This is a genomic window from Rhodopirellula sp. J20-39, assembly GCF_057365095.1.
On the sequence record NZ_CP195123.1, the window covers coordinates 3331209 to 3343568 of the forward strand.

At 53.2% G+C, this 12360-nt stretch carries 13 protein-coding genes; 5 read left to right on the top strand and 8 right to left on the bottom strand.

Translation table 11 applies throughout. The annotated features are described in order from the left end of the window. Positions 1-310: 310 nt before the first annotated feature. Both ACR3ZL_RS12120 and ACR3ZL_RS12125 read right to left on the bottom strand, forming a co-directional pair. Positions 311-2119 carry a divalent metal cation transporter gene (locus tag ACR3ZL_RS12120; protein ID WP_473652887.1) on the bottom strand — a complete coding sequence of 603 codons (1809 nt, stop codon included), beginning with the start codon at positions 2117-2119 and terminating at the stop codon, positions 311-313. Positions 2120-2481: 362 nt separating this feature from the next. Further along, positions 2482-2817, bottom strand: a complete 336-nt coding sequence (locus tag ACR3ZL_RS12125; RefSeq protein WP_473652886.1) for a hypothetical protein — start codon at positions 2815-2817, stop codon at positions 2482-2484. A gap of 299 nt (positions 2818-3116) precedes the next feature. On the opposite strand from ACR3ZL_RS12125, the gene ACR3ZL_RS12130 reads away from it, so the two are divergent. After that, positions 3117-3473 carry a hypothetical protein gene (locus ACR3ZL_RS12130; RefSeq protein WP_473652885.1) on the top strand — a complete coding sequence of 119 codons (357 nt, stop codon included), beginning with the start codon at positions 3117-3119 and terminating at the stop codon, positions 3471-3473. A 170-nt stretch (positions 3474-3643) separates the two neighbouring features. Here ACR3ZL_RS12130 and ACR3ZL_RS12135 read toward each other — a convergent pair whose 3' ends face one another. The 4 genes from ACR3ZL_RS12135 to ACR3ZL_RS12150 form a co-directional block, all read right to left on the bottom strand. Beyond that, a complete protein-coding gene (locus ACR3ZL_RS12135) occupies positions 3644-3931 on the bottom strand; it encodes a hypothetical protein (protein WP_473652884.1) in 288 nt (95 codons plus the stop codon). 518 nt (positions 3932-4449) lie between these two features. Beyond that, positions 4450-4791: a hypothetical protein gene (locus ACR3ZL_RS12140; protein WP_473652883.1), complete on the bottom strand. Its 342-nt coding sequence runs from the start codon at positions 4789-4791 to the stop codon at positions 4450-4452. Between the two features lie 163 nt (positions 4792-4954). Beyond that, positions 4955-5350, bottom strand: a complete 396-nt coding sequence (locus ACR3ZL_RS12145; RefSeq protein WP_473652882.1) for a hypothetical protein — start codon at positions 5348-5350, stop codon at positions 4955-4957. Between the two features lie 304 nt (positions 5351-5654). Next, the gene (locus ACR3ZL_RS12150; RefSeq protein WP_486173579.1) at positions 5655-6470 is read right to left on the bottom strand and encodes a DUF4303 domain-containing protein; all 816 of its coding nucleotides are present in this window, start codon (positions 6468-6470) and stop codon (positions 5655-5657) included. Between the two features lie 133 nt (positions 6471-6603). Between ACR3ZL_RS12150 and ACR3ZL_RS12155 the strand changes: the two genes are divergently transcribed. The 4 genes from ACR3ZL_RS12155 (at position 6604) to ACR3ZL_RS12170 (ending at position 10978) form a co-directional block, all read left to right on the top strand. Beyond that, entirely contained in the window at positions 6604-6960 is a 357-nt protein-coding gene (locus ACR3ZL_RS12155) for a hypothetical protein (protein ID WP_473652881.1), read from the top strand. Continuing rightward, a complete protein-coding gene (locus tag ACR3ZL_RS12160) occupies positions 6942-7202 on the top strand; it encodes a hypothetical protein (RefSeq protein WP_473652880.1) in 261 nt (86 codons plus the stop codon). The genes ACR3ZL_RS12155 and ACR3ZL_RS12160 overlap by 19 nt, the downstream gene beginning before the upstream one ends. 153 nt (positions 7203-7355) lie before the next feature. Then, a complete protein-coding gene (locus ACR3ZL_RS12165) occupies positions 7356-7940 on the top strand; it encodes an RNA polymerase sigma factor (protein WP_473652879.1) in 585 nt (194 codons plus the stop codon). Between the two features lie 119 nt (positions 7941-8059). Beyond that, entirely contained in the window at positions 8060-10978 is a 2919-nt protein-coding gene (locus ACR3ZL_RS12170) for a protein kinase domain-containing protein (protein ID WP_486173491.1), read from the top strand. A 599-nt stretch (positions 10979-11577) separates the two neighbouring features. Here ACR3ZL_RS12170 and ACR3ZL_RS12175 read toward each other — a convergent pair. Further along, positions 11578-11784: an addiction module protein gene (locus ACR3ZL_RS12175; RefSeq protein WP_473652877.1), complete on the bottom strand. Its 207-nt coding sequence runs from the start codon at positions 11782-11784 to the stop codon at positions 11578-11580. A 170-nt stretch (positions 11785-11954) separates the two neighbouring features. Beyond that, positions 11955-12350 carry a hypothetical protein gene (locus tag ACR3ZL_RS12180; RefSeq protein ID WP_473652876.1) on the bottom strand — a complete coding sequence of 132 codons (396 nt, stop codon included), beginning with the start codon at positions 12348-12350 and terminating at the stop codon, positions 11955-11957. Positions 12351-12360 lie beyond the last annotated feature (10 nt).

Genomic DNA, 12360 nt, shown 5'->3' on the forward strand with positions numbered 1-12360 from the left:
CGATTGCGGGCTTTTGCAAGCCCAGCCTGCAGTCTTTATCTAGTTTCAGGCTTCCGCAACGGAGATCCAGCAAGCCGAATTATCGGCGTCGCGAAACGACGCAAGCGGTCCGGTCTCACCCCAATTTCTTGGGAGAAACCAACCGCTGTGAATCGAAGCTGCCCTTCGCCCGCGTCCGGCACTAGTGCTTCATCCATATTCAACTTTGGGGTGTAGTGGGCGAGGCGACGAGCCCATCTGGTTGGTGAGTGGATGGGATTCGTCGCCTCATCCACTACGATCAACCCCAAGATGAAATGTAGCCGAAACGCTAGGCCGATTTCGCGGCAGTCTTCTTATTGTGGAAGATGAATCCAGCGATCACGGCGATCGAGTAAATCACGAAAATCGTGACGACAGTCGGGAAGGCGGCCGTGTTCACGGGGTCGATTGCCTTGTCGTACATCGCTGTCGCCGCCGCCGCAGTGGCTCCCAACACGGCCAAGCCCATCAGCACATTCCACGCGATTCGGCTGAAACCGGTCGGGCGATCCGCACCCAAGATTCGTTTGCTGTTCATCATCAAGAAGAACGTGATGTAGGCAATCGGCAACAACATTGCTGCAAACGTGCTAGCAAAGATAGCTAGCCAGAATCGGGTCGCGTCGTCCGTCCACAACCAAACCCAGCTTGCTCCTGATAGCCCGGCAACCAACACGCCGGCTCGGAACAACATGTCGCTGTCCGGTTTGCCAAACATTTCGCGGAACGCATACCCGTTGATCAACATCAAGATGATGATCGTCGAAAAACCCATTCCAAAGACGCCCAGCCCAAACACGGTTTTCGCCAAATCGCCACCCAATAACGGTGCAAGCGTTTGTGACAATTGAAACGCGTTACGTTTGACCAAGGCCGACGCCAAGCGTTTTTCCTCTTCAGGCAACGCGGCGATCATTTCAAGTTTGGTTTCTTCGCTGGTGCTTTCCGCCTGGTCACCCAATTGAGCATCGACGCGGGCCATTAGCCCCTTTTTCACGTCGGCAAAGGTCGGCGATTCCATCATCTCGGTCACATTGGTGGACGCGAGTTGTTCGTCGATACGATTGTGGAACGACGATGACGCCGCCACTACAACGCAAGTCGTTACCAGCACAAACGGGATCGCCATGCCGGTCGACAAGTCAAACCGAGCCAAGCCACGAAACGGTTTGTCCCAACCGCGAGCGAGCATCGAGTAGGGCAACAGGAACGTCATGTTGATTCCCACCGCAGTCGCAATCGCCGCGATCATCACATTTCGCTGAGTCCCCATCAGTCGGCTGGTCCAGTAAGATTGGCTTTCTTCGGGCAGCCCATCAACCAAGGCTCGTAGATCGCCAGCCGGTGCCACGAACTGGCTGAAGTCTGGGATCATTCCAGTCAAGACCGCACCCAAGCTCACCTCACCCTTGGCGAACAGCAAAATCGCAACGCCGAAGAAACAGATCACGACCATCCCGATCAGCATCTTCAAGAAGGCATCGAAATACTTGGCCGCCTTTCCTTGTTTGGTATTCAGTAGCACGATGAAGCCCGCTGCGACGAACAACGCGAACGTGATTCCCCACTTCACGCCAGGCGAACCGCCCAGGCCGGTTCCGCCGCCGATCGTGGTGAGGTTCTTGTCCAGTGCGTCATAGCAAAGGCTGAACTGAGGCATGCAGAAAATCATGTTGGCCACGACGGTCGCGATGAGCCAACCCCAGCCCAGTGCCGGATTGATTTCCGTGTTGATCGCTTCGAACGGACGCCGCCCTGTCGAAAGCGTCACGTAGCTGATCGCCGACAACATCACGACGCCCAAGATGATTGCGACCAATTGCAGCCACAACATCGACGTTCCACCTAGCACGCCAAGGAACAATGAACCCGCCAGAGAACCACCGCCCAGTGTGATGGCACTTTGCAGCCAACCGGGGCCGGATAGTTTGACGTACGCACCCAGCGTTTTTCCTTCGGCCTGGGCCTTACGAAGGAGTTCTCGGTCGCTGGCCACCTTGTCGCTAATCACTGGGCGGTTGGCTGAATCTCCGCCTTCCGTCGATGCGGTTCCGGGTGAGTGATTATCCGTTGGATTGCTGTTGGAGGTGGGGGCCATGAACTTGTTCGACGCGGGTAGGATGGAAAACCAATGTGGGGAGGGCGAAATGATACCAATTCCGCCGACGCTGTGGGGTGCCAGGGCCCCAAATCACGCCGCAAACGCCGATTGATACCGGGTGCACGCCCGAAGATGCCGTAGCGGTGCCTGAAGTTGCCTGACCAGAATAATCAGCCGCTTCCTATTTCGCCTAACAAGTGGAATTGTTAACGGGAAATGGTTCTCAATCGGACCGTCGACGATCGCGGCTCCAGCTTGCAACCACGTTTTCGTGTGCCCATTCCTTCCGCCCAGAACAGGCATGCTCTGAACTAGGCATGCTGTGAACTAAACTTGCTCTGAACTAGGCTTGCTCTGAACTAGGCTTGCTGCGTCAGCACGCTCCGCATTCGTTCAATGCCGTTCGCATATTCGACGACCAGCAAGAATCCAGGTTCATTCTTGGATCGCATCACAGCGAACTGCATGTTGTTTGTGAAGTTGATCAGATGCATGTCTTGGTGGTCTTCAACCTCAGCGACGATGTTTTTCACCGTCAGATGCCAGTGCGAGCTTTCGATGGTGGTTTGGGTCCAGTCCCAATGATCGAGGACCTCGCCACCGAATTTCTCGCCGTTCGGGCCTTGCGATGAGACAACCGCCCAACGGCCACTGAATTCGATGGGAATCTCACAAAGCTCTGAACGCTGCGACATTTCAAACTTTCGGGTGTGTGCCTGGACGCATCGTCGAGATTTGCCGGCGTGATCCCAAGCGGAAAAGGTCGCAACTTAACGCGAAGCGACGCAACGCAAAACCATCGCGACTGCAAAAATCAAAACACCTCAGCGGTACGGCGTACTTCGACCGGTCACCCCCACGCCGGACAGCTTCCCGAACGCACGAACAACCAATCCCTGGGGCTTCACGCAAAACTTGGGGCTTCACGGCAAACGCCGACACTATGCGGTAATACTATGTTGATGGTGCGTTTTTACCTTGTTATAATGCGACCATGAGCAACATGACTAATATCACTCGCGGAGTCGACGGCTGGACCGTGCGAATCGTCCGGCAATCGATACAGCATTCGAAATACTTTCGTTTTTCCGACGGCGGCATACGAAAGTCCTTGGCGAAGGCGAAGCAGTGGCGGGATGAAAAGTACCGCGAGCTGGGCGAACGCAAGTGGCATGAAGGACCGCGAAAGAAAGCGATCAACAACACGTCCGGCACTGTTGGCGTAAGTCGAAACGTTTACGGTCGCTGGGTTGCGACGTGGCAAGAAGACCGTGTCCAACGCTTCAAAACCTTCAAGACCAAACGGGAAGCCGTTGCGTTCCGAAAGTCAAAAGTGCCAGCGTCCTCATAATAAGCTCGCGTTCTGCCCCCACTCGCGAAGAGTATCCGCACGGCATGCGGCACCATCGTCGAGCTTAGTATCGTGCGGATGAAAGAGCGCTTCCGAAGTTCGTTCGCTTCGCCGGAAGTCCAAGTGGCTTGATCCGGCGGATCATCTCAGCGGCGTACGCAGGAATAGCGTTAACTATTGCATTGGAAATCCAATGAGTCCCACTCTTCGAGTCTGATTGGGGCGTTGGCGAAATCCCATGGAGCGACAATGTGGCCAGACAAGCCGTGTTGTTCTGCGGTGTTGGCGAGTGAATTCAGGTATCTCGCAAGCCAGCGAAATCCCATGGGCGAGCCTTGAACGGTCAAGTAGCAGTGCTCTGTCTGTTCGGATGCCTCGTCAATACGCGTCATCCGTCGGTGCGTTTCAAACTGGATGCTATCGGTGGGCAACTCGGACAATTTGGGCGGCTTGGTCATGGATACTTCTCGATTGAGTGGATCGTGAAATGGCGATCCCTCCAATCTCAAGCGGAAGGTTCTTCCGGTCAAGTGTCAAGTTGAGTAACGGCTCAACGGAAGCAGCAGGTCGATTCTCAATAGCGAGAATCACCACTGGTACCAAAGTCAAAATGTGTGAGCGTAAAAAGCATGTTGGTGGAAGCCTTGAGCCATCGCGGAATTTGATCGTTCGCCGTCAAGGCCATCTTTACGGGCACGATGGCGTGCTGGATTCGCGATAGAGAGTCTCCGCTTTGCATTTGGCATTCGCCGCTATACACACGACACGGGCCAAAAATGGGGAGTGGTTGCACACGTGATATGCATGCAACCGAAGCAATCGGCGTTTGGCTAACCGATAGGCTCCCACGAGCGATTCTGGTAACTGCAGCAAACGCTATTTCAGCGAACCGGCTCAAAAAGAAATTGGTTGTCGGTTCGACAGGATCAGTGTTCCTCGCCCAACAAATCTTTCCACTGTTCTCAACCTTGTAGCGTCACTGCGTGGCGTGAATCCCCAGCAACACCTTCTTTGCATCGCCGTTGGCCGAGTAGGTGGCAAGCAGCAAATAGGGAAAGCTGAACATGCCGCCGAGGAATACGCTCAAGAACGCGAAGACGTAGCCTTTGCGAGTGAATCCCTCGCGCCAAGCGATCCAAGTTGCGCCAAGCAACAGGTAGATCAAAAAGTCTGTGTCAAACTGCGATCTCCAGTTCAACGCCATCAAGTCCGTCATCGCGACTTTCGGCCAATTGATTCCCTGAGACAGCGAAGCGAGCACCGTCATGACGTAGATCAGCAAGGTCGAGAGCAGCAAGAAGGCTCGAAGGAATTTCATTCAGGCATGGCTTCTGAGATGAGTACGGAAGGTCTCTACGGCATCACCCTGAATGAAGCGAGCGTTGTCTGAGCTACGAGTAATTGTACCAATGCGAGCCCACGCTGCCTAACAGAGAAGGTGTGCCGAAGGTCCCAGCGTGGAATGCATCTTTCGCAGACGTCTACTTGGGGAATATGTCGATCACTGATCCCTCGACAAACGCTGCGTTAAGTCGCCGCTCGACAAGCCACGACACTCGTACCGCGCGGGCCTGTTGCGCAACCATGAGATAGTCAATCCCAGGCTGCGCGATTGGCGGAAAGTGATACACGAATGGGCCTTTCGTCGCAGGGTCATACAGGGAGTGCTCTTCGAGGTCGAGATCGGCAACGGTCGTTGGATAATTGCCGGTGCGTCCTCGGAACTCAGCCGTCGCTAACGCGATGTCCTTTAGATGCTGAACGGTATCAACCATGTGAGCTTGGTTCATTCCCGCAGTAACACATCGATAGCCGAATCCAGCGGTAGATGGAACGACGACGATCACGACAGCAAGGCAGATTCTCTTCAAACGCATTGCAACCCTCTGCGAATCGCGGCGATGAGCATCATCTCGTACTTATTGGTGGGCTAACGGAAGGTTTTTACGACAACGCCCTCATCGAAGGCAATCAACGTCGAGCAGTAGCTAAATCTCCAACGGGACGACCGTTGAAGCGAGAGCAAAGGCCTTAGCGGGCATTCATTGTTGGACGACTTCGGACCGAGCGGAAAATAAGTGGCATAGGCTTCCAGCCTGTGATTGCTCGGAACACAGGCTGGAAGCCTATGCCACACTTTCTGACCGACACTTATTCTTCGCTCGTTGCTGCGTGTCAAGGCTACGTCTCAAGTTCGGCCCGAATTCGTGACAGCCGATCCCAGGACTCGGATTCCGGTTCTTCGTGGTCTGCGGCAAACACCGTGAAGCCGGGCGTTCGTGGCACGCAATCAAACGCACCGGAAATGGCAAGTCGTATTAGAACGCGACACGCCGACACCATGAAGCGATCTTGAGTAGGAGTCATGAACGTATCTTCATTCTCGTCTTCATCCATGCACATGTTCAGAACAGTAGTTTCGAAGACCCGCCATCCGGCATCAAACGATGGTGAATTAAACCCCTGATATTGCCAATCGCCCATGTTCCAGCGCAGTTTTGCCTTGATCTCGTCGATCGACTGATCAGCAGTCGCATCGACGTGCGCCTTGTAGTGTTCGGCTTGGCAATGCAAAGCGGTTTCTGTATTGAGGCAGAGCAATACATTTCCGTATTCCGAATTGCAGTCAAAGGCGAATCCGTAGAAGAATTTACCCATGTGTGTGGTCGCGAATCTACGCAGATCAAGGATGGTCAGATCGTATAGTTTCTTTTCGAAGTCTGACCAATCGAGGTTGTCGAGCGGCGCAACATCCGGTCTCTCCAACGCATGCGGAAGATCCAGGTCGGGAATGGCCGCACGTGCATCATCGCCGACGGACGGTTTGCTTGCGTAGAAAACAAATCGGCATTCTGGGCATTGACCACGGTTGAAACGCGACGTAAAGGCCGTGCCGCAGTGGGGACACGTGCGCGCTTTGCCACCAAACTCAACATCGAGCGCGTCCCACGCGGCCTTTAGCTGTTTGTAAGTAATTGAATCGCCTGTCACTGCCACGTCGCCCAACCGAAGGTTTCTACGACACCAACGCAACCGAAGCGAAGGTGGCTTGGTCTAGATTGCATTATAGAATGGATTCGAGGTCTACGCCACGTCGAAGGTGTGCCCAAGGGGCCCCAGCGTAAAATCCATGTTGTGCGGCCGGCAACTACTGGACACCGGGCAGGAGAGCAAGCAAGTGTGCAATCGCTATCCCGCCGCCGACACAGAGAACCATGAATCGTCGAGTGGGCGAGAGAGTGGATCGCAGAATGCCGACGAGCAGTTAAATCGGGCAGATGACGAAACCGAAGTGAGTTTTGTTATTCCAGAGGAGGCGATGACACCAGAACGAGCAGAAGAACTCGCTGCGAGGCAGAATGTAGGGTTACAAACATGTGCAATATTCGACCAATGGGAGAGTGAAGGACGATGGATGTTGGATGCAATCATTGAGGGGACTAACCTGGCGCAGATGGTCGTTCGCAAATGGGACGTCGCACCGTAGTTCTCATTCAAGATGATGTTTACGGGGGCAAGCTACTGACAGTTATCGTCGTGCCTCTGACGTGTTCGCAAAACGCCATGCGGTTTAGGTTTTGGTTGGGAAGCGTTTCACGAGGGTTAGACTTGGGGAGCGACAGGATGCGCTCAAGCTTGAATCCCGAATTCCGTTCCAGACATCTGCGAAGCTTGCTTCGACGACACGCGGCATCGCGGTGGTACTTGATCAAGTCATCAAAGGAATGAGCTTTTGACGTTGGAAGCGATGAAGATGGTATCAACGATCAATGCCGAGAAGGGCCTTCAATTCGATAACAGGTCGGCCTTTGCAATGCATAAAGTAGTCAGCTATCGTGAAAATACGCAGCCGCTACACGTTTCTGACACCGACTAGCAACCATGAATACAACCTCGGAAAGCCTCTTGCTTCGACTCCAGCATCATGCTGAAGAGGATGGATTGGCTGTTGATCAGTTGGCGTGGGAAACGTTCGTTGGGCTCTACACGCCGCTGATGTTCTATTGGGCACGCAAAGCAGGGTTGAGGCAAGCTGATGCTGCCGATCTGGTACAAGACGTATTTGCGATCGTGTTTCGTCGGCTACCGGATCTCAAGTACGATCGGCAAGGCAGTTTCCGCGGCTGGCTGCGGACAATTACGCTGAACCAATTCCGTGATCGAAGACGAAAGAAAACGCTGCCGATTACGGACGCTTCCCAATCGCAGCTAGCAGAATCAGTTTCAATTCCTCAAGCGGAGTCGATTTGGGACCTCGATTACGGACGATTGTTGCTCAAACAGGCGATGGACCAAATGGAATGCGATTTCGAGCCCCTGACTTGGCAGGCGTTGCTGACCGTGATGAAAGAAGATCTTTCGATAAATCAGGCCGCTCAAAAATTCGCTGTCAGCCCCTGGACGATCTATTCAGCACGCTCACGCTTGGTAAGTCGGCTTCGGGAGCAACTCGAAGGGTTGCTGTAGCTCGAATAGGAATAAAAATTCCAACATCGACACAACAACGGCTTTAGGCCACGTAGTCTTTTGTGCCGGGGCATTGCCCCGATTCGAAATGGTGCACAAAGCAAACCAAGGTGGCGACGATGAGTGAAAAAACTTCAAGCGAATGCCCTGAGCCCGGCGTTCTGGAGCAATTTTTACAGGGGAAACTCCAGCCGCCACAGCTCGACCACTGCGAGTCGCATTTGAAGGACTGCCCACATTGTCATGAAACCCTTGCCGAGCTCAACGGCGACGACACGCTTACCGAGCGACTGATTGAGGTCCTGCAACACGATGACTCAGAAAAGATTGAGGCATTGGAAGATTCGGCCGAAATCCAAAACCTGTTGGAGCGATTGACCTCGGACGATTTCAAGCAATTGGCAATGGCAGCAGGGTATGCGCGCGGACATCGAGCTCAAGCCGCCGAAATGGAAGTGGTCGCTGACCGGGCTGCTGAAGTTCTTCGCTGCGTTACGCCGGATGATGACTCCCTTGGAATTTTGGGCGATTACAAACTGATTCGGTTGATCGGAGCCGGAAGTGCAGGCGTAGTCTTTGAAGCGTTGGATCAAACACTGGCACGAACCGTTGCCTTGAAAATCCTGCGTCCTTCGCTTGGCAAGATCGCCCGGACCCGTTTCCTGACCGAAGCGAAGCTGGCCGCTTCGATCGAACATGCCAACATCGTCACGATCTTTCAGGTTGGCCAGGTCGATCGGCTAGCGTTTTTGGCAATGCAATGGTTGCCGGGCCAAACTCTGGAATCGCTGCTCGCGTCTGGAGAACAACTGGACAACGATCAGGTCATTGAGATCATCCAACAAGTCGCAGCAGGACTGAACGCGGCACATCAGAAGCAATTGGTCCACCGCGATATCAAACCCGCCAATCTCTGGATCTGTGATGAAGATCAACGGCTGAAGATTCTTGATTTTGGTCTCGCACGCATCAACGACGAAAACCACGACTTGACCGCGACGGGGATGCTGGCTGGCACGCCGGCTTTCATGTCGCCCGAACAAACGCGCGGCTGGGAATTGGACGGACGCAGCGACCTGTTCTCATTGGGCTGTGTGATGTATCGCTTGTTGTCTGGCCAACTCCCCTTTGAAACGCCGACCATTCTGGCCACTCTAAGTTCGATTCAATCGGACGATCCCGCTGCCCCGACGCAGATCAATGGCCAGGTAGACCGAGACCTCTCCGACCTTACGATGTGCCTGTTAGAAAAGCAGCCCGACGATCGCCCTCAGTCGGCATCGCAAGTGATTGAACTTCTCACGACACCGCGTGAGCAATGGTCGCTGAAGGTTCCGACGTATTCGAATTCTTTGACGCGTCACACTGACGATGGCCGTCCTCCAATCGCGACTCCTGCAATCAACGGCTCTGGTTGGAAGTCGTCGAATTGGATTCCGGCCATGATCGGACTGTTGATGTTGGGCAGCTTAGGCTGGTGGTTCGCTCCTCAAATCATACGCATCGCATCCGATCATGGAGAAATTGTCATCGAAACCAGCGATGACAATGTCGAAGTTCAGGTTTTGCAGGATGGAGAAATCGTCCGCGTCATCGACACCCAAACGCAGCAGGCATTTTCGCTCAAGTCCGGCCAGTACTCGTTCAACGCTGTCGCGGCTGATTCAGCCAAGGCGGAAGGGAAAGGCAATTCATTCACGATTACGCCCGAAAAACTGACGATGAAGCGAGGGGAAACCGCCATCGTGAAAGTCATGGTGAAGCCAAAGGAAAGTGCCGATCCACAAGTCGCATCGGTCGTCAAGAACGAACCGGTCACTAGGAACAAGCCGGTCTATGAAGGCAATACGTTCGATCAATGGATCAACATTCTGCAATCAAACCGGGATTACAAGGCTCAATCCAAGGCGCTCGAAGCATGCTTGGCAATCATGGAGACAGAACAGGAACAGAAGCAAATTCTTGACGGAGTGCGCTTGTTCATGGAAAGGCTCGATCGCAAATTCGGATACTCCGCTTTTTCCAAAACTTCTTTACTCCATTATCAACAGCAGTCCACCAGGAAGAAGAATTATTCGAAGTCGATCGAAGAAAAGCAGGCGGATATCGTCCATTTCCACGAGCTCCTTTTGCGAGTGTTGGAATCTTGTGATGAGTCACTAGTTTTCAATTTTTTCAAAGCTGAAATCGAGGGCGAAACACGTTTGAGCCAACAGGTGCTTTGGAACTGGTTAAGGTTTGTTAAAACTGGACGTTCGACACGTCATGTGGTCTTCGATCGCTACACCGAACTGATCAATACATTCGCGGAGAATTTTGAAAAGCCCTTGGTGCGTGCCATGGCGGAGTATGTAATGCCCGGGTGCGCAGCACGCAAGAATGACGGATTGACACGGCTTCAAGGATCAGCTCTGGGGATAAAAGTCAAAGAGTTTGTTCAATCAGCGACGCCAGGAAAACGCATTGAGGTTCTGCAACTAGCGTTTGCAATTTTCCCGGATGACCGACAAGTGCTCCAGGCCTATCAGGACGACTTGCTGGATCCGAAGCTCAATGATGTTCTCGTCAATCTCAGTAATGGAGGTCCGCAAAATTGGGTCTTCGCTAATTGGATCCACGTTAGAACAGAGTTGTTTCTTTTCATGCGAAACCATCTTGCGAACAAGGGGTACTACGAATCCCCGGACGTTAATTCAACAACAAGGCAACAAAGGCTTCAGACGTCCGCCGACTGGTTGGCAAAAGTTGTTGACGGAAGCCTAACAGTCGGAGACCAGCGGCTGTTGTTTACAGATGTCTGGGTTCATGTAAATGATACGCGCGACATTGTTCCCTTCAGTACTTCCGAAATCGCAGAAAAGCTGCTGCAGAGCTTTTACGATATCGGAAGTGGTCCCAGTGACCTAAAGATCAAGCAGCGACTTCTCACAAAACTTGAGAAACTCAAAGAGTCGATCATTGACGAAAAGGGGGAAAAGAGCTCAGCGATTCTGAGAAGGAACAAAAATCGAAAGTCCTCGCAGATCTTGACTACGTGATCGCCGTCTTCCAAGGCAACACCCCAGCAGAACTGCCATTAGCCTCAAAGTTGAAATTACGAAAATAGAAGAATCGAGCTAGACGGCCGGAGCAAATAGGTGCTGTCACTGCGGATGGCACTGTCGCTGAGCAGTTTCTCGGTTTTGTTGCGTGGGGGCGGCTAACAGAAGTTTTTTGCGACACCGCCCTAAACGAAGCGAACGATGTTTGAGCTATCGAAAATTGTACCAAGGATAGCGAACGTTCCCAAAGAGCCAAGGTATGCCGAAGGCCTAGCGTAAAAACCATGTTGGGCGACCGACCGCGTTAGTACGACCGTGTGAACCAACCTTGTTGGTCGGACGCAGCATGGAAAATGCCGAGTATCGCGACAGAGTCGGCGTGATCCTCAAAGATCAAAACATATGGAAATTGCTCGACCAACGCAGCCCGCATTTGATCGTGGATGATTGCAAAAGATTCAGGACGCGGGGAGACAGCAAGTAGTCGATTGCGAACAGACGCGCGAAAGCGGTTTCCCAACTCGCCAGAGATTCCGTCATATTACTCAGTCGCAGACGAAAGGTCATTTGCGACTAGAGGATGGTAGCGACGTTTCTTAGCCATCAACCCGATGCCAGAGTTCGTCATCATCAATTGCGAGCGAAGGATCAGCCGCTAGCTCTGCGGATCGGCGAGAAGCCTCGCGGATCACTTCCGGCGGTACCACAATCGGCTGAGATGACGAAGCGATGTCATCCCAAAGCTGAGTTACGAGTCGAAGTTTGTCAGCGACGGGCATGTCGCGAAAGTCTGCAGTATTCATGTGGCCATAATACCAGCTTAGGTCGCCTTACGGAAGGTTTTTACGACACCGCCCTGAACGAAGCGAGCGATGCATGAACTACGGAAATTGTACCAATGCCAGCCCGCGTGACCAACCAAAGAAGGTGTGCCGTAGGCCTAGCGTAAAAACCATGTTGTGCGACCGGTGAACTATGTTAGCCATTGCCACACGCGATAGGCGATGTAACCGACCAGCAGAACACGCGCGGCGATGCTGAACCACGAGTACCCGATACGTGCCGAATCACGCTCGCAATCAAAGGGTAGGTCGCCCTTCCAGTATTTTCCGGGGTTGAGACCAAACTGATAGATCTGATTGCCCGTTCTAACGCGCAGTACATAGCCGGGGAAAATCGCACCGCGAAGAGAGAACAAAACAGCATCGGAAATGTCTGAATACGGGATGTGCCAGTCACCACAAACCAAGGCATCAGCTGTAATCTTCAGAGTACCGCGACGCGACAAAACCCAGCTTAGGCCGCGGCGAACGTCATCGCCCTCAGCGGTAGTCGCTTTCGTCATGCAGCGGTGCAGGGTTTCACTCATAGCGGTAGGT

Excerpts from the sequence above, each read along its gene's own strand:
- ACR3ZL_RS12175 (WP_473652877.1), bottom strand. The coding sequence starts at position 11,784 with ATGAATACTGCAGACTTTCGCGACATGCCCGTCGCTGACAAACTTCGA.
- ACR3ZL_RS12155 (WP_473652881.1), top strand. The coding sequence starts at position 6,604 with ATGTTGTGCGGCCGGCAACTACTGGACACCGGGCAGGAGAGCAAGCAA.
- ACR3ZL_RS12120 (WP_473652887.1), bottom strand. The coding sequence starts at position 2,119 with ATGGCCCCCACCTCCAACAGCAATCCAACGGATAATCACTCACCCGGA.
- ACR3ZL_RS12170 (WP_486173491.1), top strand. The coding sequence starts at position 8,060 with ATGAGTGAAAAAACTTCAAGCGAATGCCCTGAGCCCGGCGTTCTGGAG.
- ACR3ZL_RS12140 (WP_473652883.1), bottom strand. The coding sequence starts at position 4,791 with ATGAAATTCCTTCGAGCCTTCTTGCTGCTCTCGACCTTGCTGATCTAC.
- ACR3ZL_RS12145 (WP_473652882.1), bottom strand. The coding sequence starts at position 5,350 with ATGCGTTTGAAGAGAATCTGCCTTGCTGTCGTGATCGTCGTCGTTCCA.
- ACR3ZL_RS12160 (WP_473652880.1), top strand. The coding sequence starts at position 6,942 with ATGGGACGTCGCACCGTAGTTCTCATTCAAGATGATGTTTACGGGGGC.
- ACR3ZL_RS12130 (WP_473652885.1), top strand. The coding sequence starts at position 3,117 with ATGAGCAACATGACTAATATCACTCGCGGAGTCGACGGCTGGACCGTG.
- ACR3ZL_RS12180 (WP_473652876.1), bottom strand. The coding sequence starts at position 12,350 with ATGAGTGAAACCCTGCACCGCTGCATGACGAAAGCGACTACCGCTGAG.
- ACR3ZL_RS12135 (WP_473652884.1), bottom strand. The coding sequence starts at position 3,931 with ATGACCAAGCCGCCCAAATTGTCCGAGTTGCCCACCGATAGCATCCAG.
- ACR3ZL_RS12125 (WP_473652886.1), bottom strand. The coding sequence starts at position 2,817 with ATGTCGCAGCGTTCAGAGCTTTGTGAGATTCCCATCGAATTCAGTGGC.
- ACR3ZL_RS12165 (WP_473652879.1), top strand. The coding sequence starts at position 7,356 with ATGAATACAACCTCGGAAAGCCTCTTGCTTCGACTCCAGCATCATGCT.